The organism is Flagellimonas aquimarina (assembly GCF_003149745.1).
Taxonomy (GTDB): Bacteria; Bacteroidota; Bacteroidia; order Flavobacteriales; family Flavobacteriaceae; genus Flagellimonas; species Flagellimonas aquimarina.
Genome location: NZ_QGEG01000002.1, coordinates 1,174,432 through 1,191,408 on the forward strand (window position 1 = coordinate 1,174,432; position 16,977 = coordinate 1,191,408).

17 protein-coding genes are annotated in these 16,977 nt (G+C 36.5%); 7 read left to right on the plus strand and 10 right to left on the minus strand.

Annotation, left to right across the window (positions count from 1 at the left end):
- Positions 1–2: 2 nt before the first annotated feature.
- The 9 genes from DKG77_RS12180 to DKG77_RS12220 form a co-directional block, all read right to left on the minus strand.
- On the minus strand, positions 3–2,036 hold the full coding sequence (locus DKG77_RS12180; RefSeq protein ID WP_109663331.1) for a vWA domain-containing protein: 2,034 nt from the start codon (positions 2,034–2,036) through the stop codon (positions 3–5).
- 5 nt (positions 2,037–2,041) lie between these two features.
- Positions 2,042–2,788, minus strand: coding sequence for a 3-oxoacyl-[acyl-carrier-protein] reductase (gene fabG, locus DKG77_RS12185; RefSeq protein ID WP_109663333.1), 747 nt, complete (start codon positions 2,786–2,788; stop codon positions 2,042–2,044).
- Between the two features lie 110 nt (positions 2,789–2,898).
- Positions 2,899–3,771, minus strand: a complete 873-nt coding sequence (gene sucD, locus DKG77_RS12190) for a succinate--CoA ligase subunit alpha (RefSeq protein WP_109663334.1) — start codon at positions 3,769–3,771, stop codon at positions 2,899–2,901.
- Positions 3,772–3,830: 59 nt separating this feature from the next.
- Positions 3,831–4,772, minus strand: coding sequence for a UDP-3-O-(3-hydroxymyristoyl)glucosamine N-acyltransferase (locus tag DKG77_RS12195; RefSeq protein WP_109663336.1), 942 nt, complete (start codon positions 4,770–4,772; stop codon positions 3,831–3,833).
- 5 nt (positions 4,773–4,777) lie between these two features.
- Positions 4,778–5,344, minus strand: a complete 567-nt coding sequence (gene efp, locus DKG77_RS12200; protein WP_109663337.1) for an elongation factor P — start codon at positions 5,342–5,344, stop codon at positions 4,778–4,780.
- A 4-nt stretch (positions 5,345–5,348) separates the two neighbouring features.
- A complete protein-coding gene (gene lpxA, locus DKG77_RS12205; RefSeq protein WP_109663339.1) occupies positions 5,349–6,134 on the minus strand; it encodes an acyl-ACP--UDP-N-acetylglucosamine O-acyltransferase in 786 nt (261 codons plus the stop codon).
- Positions 6,135–7,547 (minus strand): bifunctional UDP-3-O-[3-hydroxymyristoyl] N-acetylglucosamine deacetylase/3-hydroxyacyl-ACP dehydratase, encoded by a 1,413-nt coding sequence (locus DKG77_RS12210; protein ID WP_109663791.1) that lies wholly within the window; start codon positions 7,545–7,547, stop codon positions 6,135–6,137.
- Positions 7,528–8,559 carry a UDP-3-O-(3-hydroxymyristoyl)glucosamine N-acyltransferase gene (lpxD, locus tag DKG77_RS12215; protein WP_109663341.1) on the minus strand — a complete coding sequence of 344 codons (1,032 nt, stop codon included), beginning with the start codon at positions 8,557–8,559 and terminating at the stop codon, positions 7,528–7,530. Before lpxD ends, DKG77_RS12210 begins: the two co-directional genes overlap by 20 nt.
- Before the next feature lie 23 nt (positions 8,560–8,582).
- Positions 8,583–9,809 carry an HD domain-containing protein gene (locus tag DKG77_RS12220; RefSeq protein WP_109663342.1) on the minus strand — a complete coding sequence of 409 codons (1,227 nt, stop codon included), beginning with the start codon at positions 9,807–9,809 and terminating at the stop codon, positions 8,583–8,585.
- Positions 9,810–9,845: 36 nt separating this feature from the next.
- On the opposite strand from DKG77_RS12220, the gene porX reads away from it, so the two are divergent.
- The 7 genes from porX (at position 9,846) to DKG77_RS12250 (ending at position 16,241) form a co-directional block, all read left to right on the plus strand.
- Entirely contained in the window at positions 9,846–11,390 is a 1,545-nt protein-coding gene (porX, locus tag DKG77_RS12225) for a T9SS response regulator signal transducer PorX (protein WP_109663344.1), read from the plus strand.
- A gap of 6 nt (positions 11,391–11,396) precedes the next feature.
- Positions 11,397–11,813, plus strand: a complete 417-nt coding sequence (gene tsaE, locus DKG77_RS12230) for a tRNA (adenosine(37)-N6)-threonylcarbamoyltransferase complex ATPase subunit type 1 TsaE (RefSeq protein WP_109663345.1) — start codon at positions 11,397–11,399, stop codon at positions 11,811–11,813.
- A gap of 173 nt (positions 11,814–11,986) precedes the next feature.
- Positions 11,987–12,124 carry a hypothetical protein gene (locus DKG77_RS17010; RefSeq protein WP_165819391.1) on the plus strand — a complete coding sequence of 46 codons (138 nt, stop codon included), beginning with the start codon at positions 11,987–11,989 and terminating at the stop codon, positions 12,122–12,124.
- Between the two features lie 89 nt (positions 12,125–12,213).
- On the plus strand, positions 12,214–12,756 hold the full coding sequence (locus DKG77_RS12235) for a hypothetical protein (RefSeq protein WP_109663793.1): 543 nt from the start codon (positions 12,214–12,216) through the stop codon (positions 12,754–12,756).
- Positions 12,757–12,801: 45 nt separating this feature from the next.
- The gene (locus DKG77_RS12240; protein ID WP_109663346.1) at positions 12,802–14,001 is read left to right on the plus strand and encodes an alanine dehydrogenase; all 1,200 of its coding nucleotides are present in this window, start codon (positions 12,802–12,804) and stop codon (positions 13,999–14,001) included.
- A gap of 6 nt (positions 14,002–14,007) precedes the next feature.
- Positions 14,008–14,385: a hypothetical protein gene (locus DKG77_RS12245; protein WP_109663348.1), complete on the plus strand. Its 378-nt coding sequence runs from the start codon at positions 14,008–14,010 to the stop codon at positions 14,383–14,385.
- 221 nt (positions 14,386–14,606) lie between these two features.
- On the plus strand, positions 14,607–16,241 hold the full coding sequence (locus tag DKG77_RS12250; protein ID WP_165819392.1) for a helix-turn-helix domain-containing protein: 1,635 nt from the start codon (positions 14,607–14,609) through the stop codon (positions 16,239–16,241).
- A 53-nt stretch (positions 16,242–16,294) separates the two neighbouring features.
- Here DKG77_RS12250 and DKG77_RS12255 read toward each other — a convergent pair whose 3' ends face one another.
- A complete protein-coding gene (locus tag DKG77_RS12255; RefSeq protein WP_109663352.1) occupies positions 16,295–16,975 on the minus strand; it encodes an Imm43 family immunity protein in 681 nt (226 codons plus the stop codon).
- Positions 16,976–16,977 lie beyond the last annotated feature (2 nt).

Sequence of the window (16,977 nt, forward strand, 5' to 3'; positions counted from 1 at the left end):
TTTTATATTAATCCGTTAAATTTTCTAATAAACCATTCTAAAGTCAAGGTCAAAGTCATAATGGCCAACAAGACCCAAAAATCGATTAAAGATACGACATTTTGCTTGCTCTTTTGGATTGGAACGTACTGTTCAGTGCTGGACAGATTATTTATCAATAAATTCAAATCATTTGGAAAGTAGACACCTCCTTTTGTATTATCCGCAAGCTTTTTTAGTTTATTGTAATTTGAAGATATCATTTGCTTTTCGGGATTAAAATCAAGGATTTTAAAAGACCCCGAACGTTTTAGGTTCTCTCCTTTCACGGTAACTTCAAATGTGTATTCACCAGCATCCAAATCACTAAGGTCAATTTCAAAAAAAGACCCTTTTAACAACATAGGGGCTTCTCTGGAAAAACCATTTTCCTTTCCATCAATTTTGATGCTGATGTTTGAGTTGGGATCAAAATTATAGCTTTCATCAAAGTAAGAAACTCTAACCTTTGCAGTACTGGAATCTTCAAATACCAATTCAAAGTCTAGTTCTAGTCTGCTCTTTTGATTATCGCTAGCCAAATAAATCATCAGCTTGCCAATAAAGTCATCAAACTCTCTAAAGTCTTTGGTGTTTCTATAAACTTGAGCACGCCATTTCCAAATGTTTTCTCCAAATAGGACGGCTTCCTTTTGCTTGTTTTCTGCCATAATGGCAAACAAAGGCTTATCTAAATCCACTCCTCTAATTTGCTGAAAAAGAACAGTTTCAGAATTCTTTTTAAGGTCTATATCTCCCAAATTGCTTTGTAGAGGGGGAAAATTGAGAACGTTGAACTCCCCAACTCCAAAAATTGAAAATGTTTTATTAAGAATGGGTATTATTTCTTCGTTCTGATTAAAATCCTCTTTGAAAAAACTTTGTTGAACTTGGTTTAAAAACCCCCAATCGGTTTTTGTTCCAGTAATGGTAAAAATATTAGCTCTTACCTTTGAAAGATGCTCATAAACATTTTTAAACCTGCGTGTGGGCTGATATAGTATGAAGATATCTGCATCTCTATACTTATCAATTGAAACGGTGGGTTTTAAAATAGTAACCGAACGCTGTTCATTAGTTTCAATTGATTTTTTTAATGCTCCTATATCAGGATGAAGAATATCTGAAATAATAGTTACATTGGTTTTTTCATCAATAACCTCAATAGCGGACTCCTTGCTATTGTTGATGACGTTCTTTTCATTTTCAAGGGATTGGATATCTATTTTAATTGACTTTACCCCTACACTTTCTGCCTTTATCAAAGCATTTATGGTCTGGCTGTTTCTGTTTTTGTTCAGTTCGATGTTCTGTTTATAAACAGATTTACCATCCAAGGATATCGTCACTGTTCTGGATACGGACCTTGAGCCTTTGTAAAGCACTGTAGCCTCAATAGGAAATTTGTTTTTGAGAAAAGCATAGGTGTTGGCATTTACCTGCCCTATTAAAACATCTTCATAAGAAGTGGTGTCACCAACAATAATGGGGTTAACGGCCAAGTCTTCAGCCAGGTCTATGTATTCGTAATCTTTCCCCAAGGTCTGATTGCCATCGGTAAAAAGTAATACCGCATTGGCGCCACCTATAAATATTTCATCAATAGTAGAAAGTGCGTTGGAAATATCCGTGTGGTTTTTGTCAAAACGCAACGAATCGGTTTGAAGAACCTTAGTGCCAAAGGTATATTGTTGAATAGAAAAACGATCTTTTATATTTTCATTTTCCAAGACCCTTTCTACTTGACTTTCAACAAGATTTTCTTCAGAAGCATCTTTCATTGAAGATGAATCATCCACTAGCACAATTAGGTTGGCTTTCTCAAGAAAATATTCGTGCGTGGTAAACTTTGGATTGATCAACAAGAGCAAAGCACAAAATAGTGAGATAAACCGAAGCCCTGCTAGGATAGTCCTAAGACTGCCCTTTCTGGAATTTTTATAAAAATATTGGAAAAATACGGTAGAAAGTGCAGCAACCGCTGCCAAAACAATAAGAAGTACCGTGTTTATTTCCATTCATTTTAGGTTAACATACCACCATCAACATTGAGAACTTGCCCTGTAACATAACCAGATAAATCCGAAGCCAAGAATAAACAGGCATTGGCCACATCTTCTGGGCTTCCACCTCTTTTCAATGGAATTGCATCTCTCCAACCTTGAACAGTCTTTTCATCTAGCTTATCGGTCATTTCAGTTTCAATAAAACCTGGAGCAATTGCATTGCAACGAATATTTCTTGATCCAAGTTCCAAGGCCACCGATTTTGTAAACCCTATCATTCCTGCTTTGGAAGCTGCATAGTTGGTCTGTCCAGCGTTGCCTTTCACCCCTACTACACTGCTCATATTGATTATTGACCCTTTACGCTGTTTTAACATGGTTCGTTGAACAGCCTTGGTCATATTGAAAACAGATTTTAGATTAATTTCTATCACCTTGTCAAAATCTTCTTCACCCATTCTCATTAAAAGGTTGTCCTTGGTAATTCCTGCATTGTTGATAAGTACATCTATACTTTCAAAATCCTCTAGTACTTTTGCCACTAATTCCTCTGATTCTGAAAAACTTGCGGCATTACTTTTATAAGCTTTTGCTTTAACTCCCATGCCTGAAAGTTCTTTTTCCAGTTCCAAAGCTGGTGCTTCGCTAGAACTATATGTAAAAGCTACATTCGCTCCATGTTGTCCAAATACCTGGGCTATTCCTTTTCCTATTCCTCTACTAGCTCCGGTAATGATTACATTTTTGCCCTCTAAAAGTTTCATAATGTTCAAAATTTAGTCGTCTGGTTGATAATCAAATATAGTTTTTGTTTTACGTATTGACGAAAAAAAATCCCGTATTACACGGGATTTACAATAGTTTTAACGCTTGGTTACCCAATCACTTCTTTTACTTTAACACCTATTTCTGCAGGTGAATCCACTACATGGATACCGCATTCTCGCATGATTTGTTTTTTGGCTTGAGCGGTATCATCACTACCTCCTACTATAGCACCTGCGTGCCCCATTGTTCTTCCGGCAGGAGCGGTCTCTCCAGCAATAAAGCCAACAATAGGTTTTTTACTTCCGCTTTCTTTATACCATTTGGCTGCATCTGCTTCTAATTGACCTCCAATTTCACCAATCATGACCACACATTCGGTCTCTGGGTCATTTATTAAAAGTTCTACAGCTTCTTTTGTTGTTGTTCCAATAATTGGATCCCCACCTATTCCAATTGCAGTGGTAATTCCTAATCCCTGACGTACCACTTGATCTGCCGCTTCGTAAGTCAACGTTCCTGATTTGGAGACAATGCCAATGTTCCCTTTTTTGAAAACAAAGCCGGGCATGATTCCTACTTTAGCCTCCCCGGGAGTAATGACACCTGGACAGTTAGGACCTACAAGCGTACAGTCCATGTCTTTTATGTAATCATTGGCTTTTACCATGTCAGCAACAGGAATGCCCTCAGTGATTGTAATAATAACTTTAATTCCGGCACTGGCCGCTTCCATAATTGCATCTGCAGCAAATGCTGGCGGGACAAAAATAATAGTTGTATCAGCACCTACTTCTTCAACGGCATCTTCAACGGTATTGAAAACAGGTCTTTCTAAGTGCTCTTGTCCACCTTTCCCAGGAGTAACACCACCTACAACATTGGTTCCATATTCGATCATCTGACCTGCATGGAATGTTCCTTCGCTCCCTGTGAAACCTTGAACAATAATTTTTGAATCTTTATTTACTAGAACACTCATATTTTTTTGATTATAACGCTGGACAAAAGTATGGTTTTGTCCATAATATTTAAAGTATTTTATTTGCTATTTCCTTTGACTTTTTTAAGTAGCGATGGGATATTTTTAATAGTGGCCAATTCCTTCATTTTTGCCCGGGCTTCCCCTGCTGGGCTACCAAAATATGTTTTTCCACCCTGCAGGCTTTGTGCCACTCCTGATTGTGCATATACAACAGCTCCTTTACCTATGGTAATTCCACTAATAACCCCAACTTGGCCCCAAAGTGTTACTTCGTCTTCAATAACTACACAGCCAGCTATTCCTGTATGAGAAGCAATCAAACATTTTTGGCCTATTACCGTATCATGCCCCACTTGAATTTGATTGTCAAGTTTAGAGCCTTCTTTTATGGTAGTGTCTCCCGTAACTCCTCTGTCAATAGTACAGGATGCCCCAATATCCACATTATCTTCTATCACCACTCTTCCACCGGAGAGCAATTTATCAAAACCTTCAGGTCTGTTCTTATAATAGAATGCATCAGCACCAAGCACGGTTCCACTATGGATAACAACATTGTTCCCAATAACGCAGCCATCATAAATTGAAACGTTGGCATGAATGACACAATCATTTCCAATTTTCACATGATTACCAATGAAGGTGTTCGGTTGGATGACGGTATTTTTCCCAATTTCCGCTGTTTCAGCAATGGAACTGGAAGCTCTTTTAAAAGGCTTAAAAAAATGGGTGAGTTTATTAAAGTCCCTGAACGGGTCATCAGAAATTAGAAGCGCCTTTCCTTCTGGGCAATCAACTTTTTTATTAATTAACACTACGGAGGCATTGGATTCCAATGCTTTATCATAATACTTTGGATGATCAACAAAAACAATATCTCCTTTCTCTACAACATGGATTTCATTTATTCCTTGTATTGCAAAACTGGAATCACCAACAAACTCAGCGTCAATTATTTCTGATATCTCTTTTAAAGTGTACGTTCTTGGAAATTTCATTCAGGTTATTCTTTTACCCTTTCCATATATGTACCTTTTTCCGTTTCAACTTTTATCTTATCGCCTTCATTAATAAAAAGGGGTACATTGATTCTTGCCCCGGTTTCCACGGTAGCTGGTTTAGTCGCATTTGTTGCCGTATTCCCTTTTACCCCAGGTTCAGTATGGGTAACTTCTAGAATAACACTTGCTGGCATATCAACAGAAAGGGGCATACTGTCTTCCGTATTAAAAAGGATAGTGACCACTTCTCCTTCTTTAAGTAGGTCTGGAGAATCCAAAGAATTTTTCTCAAGTGTAATCTGGTTGTAATCATCTGTATTCATAAAATGGAAGGTATCGCCTTCGGCATATAAATATTGATATGATCTTGTTTCAACCCTTACGTCCTCAATTTTATGACCTGCAGAAAAAGTATTGTCTATCACCTTTCCTGTGGTAACGCTTTTTAATTTTGTACGAACAAAAGCAGGCCCTTTACCAGGCTTTACGTGAAGAAATTCTACTATCTTAAAAATATCATGATTGTATTTAATACACAATCCTTTTCTTATATCTGAAGTGCTTGCCATAATTTTAGTTTGAACTGAAATAACCTTTCATAATTCCTCTTTGCGAATCCCTGATAAATTGCAGGATTTCATCTCGTTCCGGAGTAGCCTCCATTTCTGCTTCTATGATGGAAGCGGCTTGAGAGTTATTATAATTTCTTTGATAAAGTATGCGGTAAATGTTTTGAACCTCTCTAATCTTGTGGGCCTCAAATCCTCTCCTTCGTAGTCCTATTGAATTGATGCCAACATAAGAAAGTGGCTCTCTAGCAGCTTTCACAAAAGGAGGTACATCTTTTCTTACCAATGAACCACCAGTAACGAATGCATGATTACCTATAGAAACGAATTGATGCACAGCGACCATACCTGCCAAAACAACATTTTTTCCAATGGTTACATGTCCTGCCAATGTAGAATTGTTACTAAAAATACATCCGTCTCCAATAAAGCAGTCGTGAGCAATATGACAATAGGCCATGATTAAGCAATCATTCCCTATTACCGTTTTCATACGGTCAGATGTACCCTTGTTTATGGTGGCACATTCCCGTATAGTTGTATTATTACCTATATGGACAGTTGTCTCTTCTCCTTGGTATTTTAAATCTTGTGGGGTTGCAGAAATAACTGCTCCAGGAAAAATGTTGCAATTTTTTCCGATGCGTGCGCCTTCCATTATTGTAACGTTGGATCCAATCCAAGTTCCTTCTCCTATTGTTACATTGTTATGTATAGTAGTAAAAGGTTCTATGACAACATTTTTGGCAATCTTAGCACCGGGATGAACATAAGCAAGAGGCTGATTCATTTACGATTCTGTGTTTTTAGTTTTTACAATTTGCGCCATCAATTCAGCTTCTGAGACTAATCTTCCATTGGCATAGGCATAGGCTTGCATATGGCAGATTCCGCGGCGAATCGGGGAAATTAGATCACATTTAAATATTAAAGTATCTCCCGGAACCACTTGTTGCTTAAATTTTACATTATCTATCTTCATAAAAAAAGTAAGGTAATTCTCTGGGTCTGGAACCGTGCTCAAAACCAAAATCCCTCCAGTTTGGGCCATTGCCTCTACCTGTAAAACACCTGGCATTACAGGTGCTCCTGGAAAATGACCTACAAAGAAAGGCTCGTTCATGGTCACATTTTTAACGCCAACCACATGAGTGTCAGAAAGCTCCAATATTTTATCCACCAACAAAAAAGGTGGTCTATGAGGCAACATATTCATGATTTGTGTAACATCCATAAGAGGTGTTTGGTTCAAATCATAGCTCGGAACTTTATTCCTTTTATCGATTTTAATTATTTTAGATAGTTTCTTCGCAAACTGTGTGTTTACATAATGTCCTGGTTTATTGGCAATAACCTTTCCTCTTATTCTAGTTCCAGCCAAGGCCAAATCTCCTACCACGTCCAGTAATTTGTGACGTGCAGCTTCATTTGGGTAATGCAAGGTTAAGTTGTCCAGTATCCCATTTGGCTTTACTGATAACTTCTTTTTATCAAAAGCCTTTTCCAATTTTTTCATTGTGGATTCTGATATCTCCTTGTCCACATATACAATAGCGTTGTTAAGATCTCCTCCTTTAATGAGTCCATGCTCAAGAAGCATTTCCAGCTCATGCAAGAAACTAAATGTACGGGCATCCGCAATTTCTTCCTTAAAGTCAGAAATTTGCTCTAAAGTAGCATTTTGAGTACCCAAAACCTTAGTTCCAAAATCGACCATTGTTGTGATTTGATATTGATCGGAAGGAATTACGGTAATCTCACTACCAGTAGCCTCGTCTTTATACGAAATAACATCTTTTACTACATATTCTTCACGATCCTGCTCTTGCTCTACAATTCCGGCTTCTTCTAAGGCTTTTACAAAAAACTTTGAAGACCCATCCATTATGGGCGGTTCTGGTGCGTCCAATTCAATTACAACATTGTCTATTCCTAAACCAACCAAAGCGGCCAGAACATGTTCTGATGTCTGGATTTTTACGCCGTTCTTTTCTAAATTGGTGCCTCTCTGTGTATTAACAACATAGTTGGCATCAGCTTCTATTATGGGTTCACCTTCCAAATCCACTCTTTTAAAAGCAAATCCATGATTTTCTTTTGCCGGAACAAAAGTCATCGTAACGTTCTCACCCGTATGTAACCCTACTCCTTCTAGCGTTACATTATTTTTTATTGTGCATTGTTTATTCTTGTTCACCTTCAACTTTTTTTTCAAGGTTGGTGATTTTATTTACCAGCTTTGGTAAATTTTTAAAATGTACATATGATTTATTGTAGTCACCATAATTTAACGCGGGCGACCCTTGAAGGACTTCATCATCCTTTACGTTTCTGCCAATTCCAGACTGGGCTTGTATTCTTACCCTATCACCAATGGTAATATGTCCAACTATACCAACTTGCCCACCAATCAGGCAGTTTTTGCCAATTTTGGTAGACCCTGCAATCCCTGTTTGAGCAGCTATAGCAGTATGTTCTCCAATCTCAACATTGTGCGCAATTTGTATTTGATTATCCAACTTCACCCCTCTTCTAAGCACTGTGGAACCCAAAGTTGCTCGATCAATAGTGGTGCCCGCACCAACATCTACATTATCTTCCAAAATGACATTACCTGTTTGAGGCACCTTGCTATATTCTCCATTTTCATTTGGAGTAAATCCAAATCCATCTGCACCAATGATTGCACCACTATGAATCACGCAATTATTGCCTACAACAGACTCAGAATATATTTTTGAACCTGCAAATACCACAACATTATCACCAACGGTCACATTATCTCCAATATATACGTTAGGATAAATCTTAACATTCTTCCCTATCTCTACATTATCTCCTAAATAGGAAAACGCTCCTAAATAAAACCCTTCGCCATAAACAACACTTTCTGAAACGAAAGCTGGAGTTTCAATGCCAACCTTGTTATTTTTTACCTGATTGTAATATTCCAATAATTTGGAAAAAGATTTATATGCATCCTCAACTTTTATTAGCGTTGTTGACAAATCCTGTTCTGGAATAAAATCTTTATTTACTATGGTGATTGAAGCCTTAGTTGAATAGATGAAAGACGTGTACTTAGGGTTTGCTAAAAAAGTAAGAGAGCCTTTTTCCCCTTCTTCTATTTTAGATAACTTATGCACAGCAATTTGAGGATTACCCTCAACTTCTCCCTCTAAAATTCCGGCAATTTGGGTGGCTGTAAATTTCATTTCAGCAAAAGTAACAAAATTTGTTAAACAGGTTCTTTTGGATAGCAGCTATAATATTTTGTAACCGTTTTGGATAGCGCTTTTAGACTTAACTGATCCGATTCCCTTAAAACGTCCGTGACCTTTCCGTTTTTTTTGAGAATATTGATGGTTTGGTGGTTTTCATTATAGGCCTTGTTTGTGATCTCTCCGCTGAACACAAAATATTCTGCCTCTTCCCTTTTGAAGCCTTGATGTTGAATAAGATTATAACGTTTTTCCTCAAGCTTTTGCGAATCAATGGGCTTGTTTTTAATCTTCACATTCAACAATGTTCTGTTAAGTAACATTTTGCACATTTTGGAGAGTACCAGATCATCATGGAATTGCCAAGACTTTATCGCTGCCATAACATCTATATCATCCAATTGAGCAAATTTCTCCAAAATACTGGTGTCAAAGACAATGCTGCTGTTTTGGTTAAGGAAAAACAAAAACGATTGGCTTCCGTATAATTTAGTTCCTCCTCTTAAAAGTTCACGGGCTCTTCGCATGATACGAACCAGTAATTGCTCCGCGACCAACCCTGTTTTATGAAGATAAACCTGCCAATACATAAATCTACGGGCCATTAAGAATTTTTCTACTGCGTATATCCCTTTTTCTTCAACAACCAAATGCCCATCAACAACATTCAACATAGAAATAAGTCTTTCAGAATTTATGTTTCCTTCCGTTACTCCAGAGTAAAAGCTATCTCTTTTTAAATAATCCAATCTATCCATATCTAACTGACTGGATACTAATTGGTTCATGAACGGCTTGGGATATTCTCCTTTAAAAATGGCGATTGCTGTTTCTAATCGACCATTAAATTCTTTATTAAGCTCCATCATAAATTGCAGCGAAATTTCTTCATGGCTTAATTCAGGAACTATGAATCCTTCCAGCGCATGAGAAAAAGGTCCATGGCCAATATCATGCAACAAAATAGCGCAAAGTAATCCCGTTTCTTCATCTGGCTCAATTTCAATATTTTTCCATTTAAGTATTTGAATGGCCTTGGTCATAAGGTGCATGCTCCCAAGCGCATGGTGGAATCTTGTATGGTGTGCCCCCGGATATACCAGATAAGACATGCCCATTTGAGAAATCCTACGCAATCTTTGAAAGTAAGGGTGGGCTATCAGACTAAAAATAAGTTCATTTGGAGTTCCAATAAAACCGTAAATTGGATCGTTAAAGACTTTAAGCTTATTGGTTTGGGCCAAGGAAGTTTGTTTTAATTACACAAAGATAACTACTATATGAACAAGATCACCATTCTATGGGTCGATGACGAGATCGATCTGTTAAAACCTCATATCCTCTTTCTTGAAAACAAAAACTACAAGGTAGTTACCAGTCAGAGCGGTCAAGATGCGTTGGAAGAAATAAAAAACACATTTTTTGACATTGTTTTCTTAGATGAAAATATGCCCGGTATTTCTGGTTTAGAAACCTTAACCGAGATTAAAAAACATGATGCTTCCATCCCAGTGGTAATGATCACTAAAAGTGAGGAAGAGTATATTATGGATGAGGCGATTGGTTCTAAAATTGCCGACTATCTAATTAAGCCAGTAAATCCAAATCAAATATTACTTTCTTTAAAAAAGAGTTTGGACAACTCTCGTTTGGTTTCAGAAAAGACCACATCCAACTACCAACAAGAATTCAGAAAAATTGCAATGGACCTATCCATGGTCAACAGCCATGAGGAGTGGGCAGATCTTTATAAAAAACTTATTTATTGGGAACTGCAATTAGAGGAAATTGAAGATTCTGGAATGTTCGAAATTTTAGAATCGCAAAAAGTTGAAGCCAATTCACAGTTTAGCAAATTTGTGGACAAGAATTACAGTGATTGGTTTAAGGACAGTGATGGTCCAGTAATGTCTCATACACTTTTTAGAAAAAAGATTCAACCAGAATTGGATGGCAACAAGACTTTATTAATTGTTATAGATAATTTAAGGTATGACCAATGGGTTGCTTTTGAAGAAACACTGGCAGTGCATTACAAGAAAAAACAAGAGGCGTCCTATTATAGCATTCTTCCAACAGCAACGCAATATGCCAGAAATGCCATTTTCTCTGGTCTGATGCCGCTGGACATGGAAAAACAACATCCAAATTGGTGGAAAAACGATACAGATGAAGGTGGTAAGAATTTGTTTGAAGCAGAGTTCCTTGGAGCCCAACTAAAACGACTGGGGGTAAATTTAAAATGGGAGTACCACAAAATCAGCAACCTTAGGCAAGGAAAACAATTAGCTCAAAATTTTAAATCCCAAAAAGATAATGACCTAACTGTACTTGTGTACAATTTTGTAGACATGCTCTCTCATTCTAAAACTGAAATGGAGGTGATAAAAGAATTGGCTTCCAATGATAAAGCATACCGTTCTCTAACTCTAAGCTGGTTCAAAAATTCTCCTTTGTTAGACATTATACAACAAGCTCAGAATATGGGAATGAAATTAATTCTAACAACCGATCATGGTACTATAAACGTAAAACAGCCATCTAAAGTAATTGGCGATAGGGAAACCAGTCTTAACTTAAGGTATAAAACAGGGAGAAGCCTTACCTATGAGAACAAAGATGTATTGGCCACCAAAAATCCACAAAGTGTTCATTTACCAAATATTAATTTAAGTAGCTGCTATATTTTTGCCAAAAATGATTTGTTCTTTGCATACCCCAACAACTACAATCATTATGTTAGCTATTACAGGAACACATACCAACATGGTGGTGTATCATTGGAAGAAATTATTGTTCCTTTTGTAGTTTTGGACCCAAAATAATATAGTTTGAAGATTACGTTTAAGCTTGAAGAATTAGATCAGGTCGCCAAAGACTTGCTAAAATATACCCCTGGTAAAATCATTTGCCTTTATGGCGAAATGGGTGCGGGTAAAACCACATTAATAAAAGCCATAGTGAAAGAACTTGGTGGAATAGACTTGGCCAATAGCCCAACTTTTGGTTTGGTAAATGAATATCAAAATAAAAACAATGAACTTCTGGCCTTTCATTTTGATTTTTATAGAATAGAAAATGAGGTTGAAGCCATGGATCTGGGCTTTGAGGATTATCTCAACTCCGATGGTTGGATATTTATAGAATGGCCAGAAAAAATTACTTCATTATTGCCTGAAGATGCTGTATCTGTTTACTTACACTTTATCGATGAAAACACTCGCTCAGTCGAGTTTAGTCTAGATTGATTTTATTAAAACATATCTTCTCCTCAGTTTCGATGAACTGCAAATCTGTCGATAAAAAGTCGCCTTTTTAGGATTAAATACACTTTTTATCGTTGAAATGCATTGTAGGTTGGGAAATTTTCCTACATTTGTTCTTGAAATGAATTCATTTATTAACCAAAAACTCTTTTACGATGAACACTAAAAGACTATTTTTTGGATTATTGGCTGTTGCTTTCTTGGCAATGACTGCGGTTTCTACCGACGTTGTTGATATTAACCAAGATCAAACAGTTAGTATTGAAAAAAGTAAAATTATAAAAGGCAGATAGTCTTTTTTACTTTTTTAAATTAAAAAACCCTTTCAATGGAAGGGTTTTTTTTTACAATAAATTTAAGTATTTGTAGTTATCCTTATATTATGAAGGAAAGAAAACAAATAAGGAACAAACTGATTCTTGAAGGGATTCTTGCTTTGGTTATTGCAATCACCCCTATTGTTTTTTATTCATATAAATATATTCCTGACGGAAAAGAAAAAATTGATCTCCTAATTTTCAGTTTAACTTCAAATGGGTTTGGAGATGCAGGAACGGCATTGTATTACTACCTTACAAAATTGGTTCCCTTAGTACTTTTGGTTTTTTGGTTTGTTACCTGCAAAAATTGGTGGTATCATACCATTTTAATCCCAATTTCAATGTATGCTTTTCAATTATATTCCTCTTTTGCTTCTGATTCCTCAAAAGTTGATGAAAATGAAATACTGTATATTGTTGCGGTCACCATGGTAATTGTGCCTATAGTATATTTTATAAGGATAAAACTATTTGACAAGCATGTGCACGGTATAGATTTAGACTCTATGAATACCGAGCTGCAAATATTGAAGGAAAAAGAAGAACTCCGCAAAGAACGCGAGAAACTGGAACAGCGTCACCAGACCCTTTCAAAAAAAATGTAAATTTGCTTTAAAGCTCATCCAGAGTTATTCTCAGATTTTCATTTTATGAATCAACCATCCTCTCCATTTAGCAAGCAGCAACTTTTACCCCAAGAAGAAACTTTAGAAATTCTAAAGCAAAAAGGAGAGCTTTTTATTGGACTCCCCAAAGAAAACCAATATCAGGAAAAACGTATATGTCTTACGCCAGATGCGGTAAACGCAATTACCGCCCACGGACATCGAGTGTTGATTGAATCTGGTGCCGGGGATGGCGCCAATTTTTCAGATGCTGATTATACCAATGCTGGCGGAGAAATTACCAGAGACACCAAAAAAGTCTTTTCCTGTCCCTTGATTCTAAAAGTAGAACCACCTACCCTATCTGAAATCGATTTGCTTAATCCACAGACGATAATTATTTCTGCGCTTCAGATCAAAACACAGTCCAAAGAGTATTTTGAGGCCATGGCCAAAAAAAGACTTACTGCCATTGCTTTTGAATACATACGAGATGAGGACGGGAAATATCCTGCAGTACGTTCGTTAAGTGAGATTGCTGGTATTTCCTCAATCTTGATAGCGGCAGAATTAATGGCGACCACCAATAAGGGCAACGGCTTAATGTTTGGCAATATAAGTGGAGTGCCTCCTGTAGAAGTTGTAATTATTGGGGCGGGTACCGTTGGTGAATTTGCAGCGCGTTCCGCGCTTGGACTTGGGGCAAACATTAAAATATTTGACAACTCCATAACCAAACTGCGTAACATTCAAACCAACCTGAACCAAACAGTATATACGTCTACCATTCAACCTAAAAATCTTTTAAAGTCTCTTAAGCGTTGTGATGTAGCCATTGGAGCCACAAGAGGACAAGACCGCTCCCCTATTGTCGTATCCAGTACTATGGTAGAGAATATGAAGAAAGGTGCTGTAATTATTGATGTTAGCATTGACATGGGCGGTTGTTTTGAAACGTCTGAAGTAACAAGCCATACCAAACCTACCATAGAAAAGTTCGATGTAATTCATTATGGCGTACCTAATATTCCATCTCGCTACCCTAGAACATCATCAATATCTATAAGTAATATTTTTACGCCATATTTATTAAAAATTGGCGAAGACGGAGGCTTGGAGCATTCACTCCGTTTTGACAAAGGGTTGCGTAATGGCCTTTACATGTATCATGGTATTTTAACCAACAAATCTGTTGGAGATTGGTTTAGCCTTACTTACAATGATATTAATTTTCTTATTTTTTAAAACAGCATGGCATTTTTAAAACGTTTGGGATGGTACCTTGTAGGACTGTCCATTGGAATAGTATTTCTTGTTTTCTTCCTTAAAAAGAAATCGGATGAAACGGGAACGGAGTTTTGCTATTTTCCCAATTGCAGAGTTCTAAAAGATATGAGGTCTAAACCCCTTGTTTTCTCTGAGAATATTGGAACCACGACCAAGGACTCGCTCATGGTAAAGTCTTTCTTAAAAGTAGGAAACATAGATTTTGGTAAAAGTGACACCAAATCAAAACCTTGTAAAACCTACTTTATCACAAATACGGTAGAGGGAAAAGATTGGGTACTATGGGCAAAAAATTGCACAGATAATGTTATGATTGAAAAAGTCATAGTTGCTAATGATTAAAAAACATGGTTTCAGTCCTTTAACAGACACAATGGTTGTTTTAATCTATCCACTGGTCAATTCTACTTAGCCTTTCTTCAGTTTCTTTCTCTTTTGTACATTATTAACTTTATATTTCTGATGTTCTAATAAAGTTTTTATCACAAAAACATATGCGATTTATTCTTACAAAATTCTTTTGGAGCTGTTTTACTCTTACAACCATAACATTACAATGTAGTATGGCTCAAAGTGGTGAGGAAGAAAAGGGCACCCAAATTACCTTTGAAGAATTAAAAACTATTTGGTATAACGCAGATCAGAACTATCTGGATAAGTATTTTGATATTCATGTTGCAAAGGCAAAAAAGGAAAAAGACACACTTGAGTTAGCACAAGCCTATCGTTATAGGGCCTGGGACTTGAATTTTGAGGATGGCCTTAAAAGTCTGGATTCGGCAATTACTATTGTAAATAGTATGAATCAGTTGGACAAAGCAAAATACAACGAGTTCATGGGAAGGGTTTTGTATGCAAAAAGCGCGATTTTTTATAGTAATTATAAAGATGAACAAGCAACCGAAACCTTGATTCAAAGCTTTCATTTTGTCAAAAAAGTTAATGACAAAGAATTAATGATTATGACATTGTCTGAACTCGCCAATCTAAAAGCTGAATTTGGACAAGAGAGTGAGGCTATTTTACTTCAAAACAAAACCTTGGATTTTATAGAAAAAAATCAAAATGCAATAGCTGATTACAGATTCTATCACCTATATGGTCTACAAAATATGGTGAGGTGTTATACATTTTCAAAAAAAGTTGACTCTGCAAGATTATATTTAAAAAAAGCCATCAAAATGGCAATTGAAACTAAGAATACTAATATACTTCAAGATTTACGAGAAATTTCGGCGGAGGTGGATTATCATAGTGGAGATATTTTAAGAGCTAAGGATACCTTATCAAAATATGTAAAAAACACCACTGGTACCTCTAGGGCGGACAAACTGTTTTATCTTGGCCAAATTGAAGGTAAACTTGGTAAGTTAGATTTAAAAAAAGAATATTTTAGGTCCTTTGACAGCATCATGAGCGCCGTAAATTATCCACTTTTTGATAATGCCAACGAAGTCTACAGATTTTTACTTAAGGATGCAATCGACAATAATGATAAAGATAAAGAACAGGAGTACTTTAAAAGGCTGGTTTATTATGATAGTCTTCTAGCGCGTACACAAGAACGTTTGCGAGAAATCACTTTAAAGAAATTTGATTTGCCTCTGCAACAACAAGAAAAATCATTGTTGAACAGTATTATTTCTTCTAAAAGCAAACGCCTACAACTATTTTATTTTATTTGTGGAACACTGGTTCTTGGGCTGTCAGGGTACTATTTGAAGTATCGCAACATAAAAAAAAGACTAGCACTTGCGCTAGAGCAACCCGTTGAGTTAAAGGCAGGGGATTTTTCGGAAAATTCCAAGAAGTCTACAATTGATATTGATGAGGGTATTCTTCAAGAAATACTGAAAAATTTAGATCATTGGGAAAAAGAAAAAGGTTTCTTAGATGGCAAGGTAAATCAAGAATCTTTGGCCAAAACCCTGAACACCAACAGCACTTATTTGTCCAAAGTAGCGAACACATATAAAGGTCTCAATTTTGCAAGCTATCTAAAAGATCTTCGCATAACCTACGCAATCAACCACCTAAAGAATAATCCTGATGCCTATAAAGGAAAATCCATGATTCAAATTGCCGAGCTATACGGTTTTAATTCTTTGGCTGTTTTCAATAAGGTGTTCAAAGCTAAGATTGGGGTGACTCCTGGAGTATTTTTAAAGCAACTCAAAAAGAACCATAAAACTACATGATCAGTATTGTATTCCCTACGACGGCATACTTTTTTTAGTTTGAAGCTAAGTTTTTAATAAATTGCCTTTATCCTTCCATTCCAAAGTTCTTCGCAAGGAATAAACTCCATTCCTGTGAACCTTTGTTCAAGTATGGCGTTCTTAAGATTTTCAGAAATATAATATCCTGATCCAAAAGGTACGTTTGCTATTCTGACAATATCTTTCTTTATTTTAGAAAAATTCAAGACCATACTTTTTGATTTAATCTTTAAACCAGCCGTGTACATATCCTTCGCCATTGTTAAGAATTCATCCTGATCAGCAATATTGATTTCCTTCCCATTGTAACGCCAATCATCAATTTTCCCTGTGTAAAAATTACTTAAATCATATTCTACACATTTTGCAGGATGACTAAAATATACAACACAATAGTCCTCCAAAACTTTTCCCTTATGATGGATTTTTAAATTCCATGTTTGGTATTCTCCAATGTTAAATTTCATGAGAAAATTTAAAAAGTGCTGCTTCACCACCATATACACCAATGAGTTGGCCACCACGGTCATATCTAAATAAGTAGTTGGCCTTGCTTTTTTACGCAAAATGGGTTCGGGTAGGTTCACCATTCCCTCAATTGGGCCGGTTCCATGTAATTGGTTCAGATCTCCTTTTATTTTATAGCTTTCCCACTGGGGCAAAATGCCAACTTCTTTAGTTCGTGTACTTTGCTGCAAAAAGAAATACTCCATTT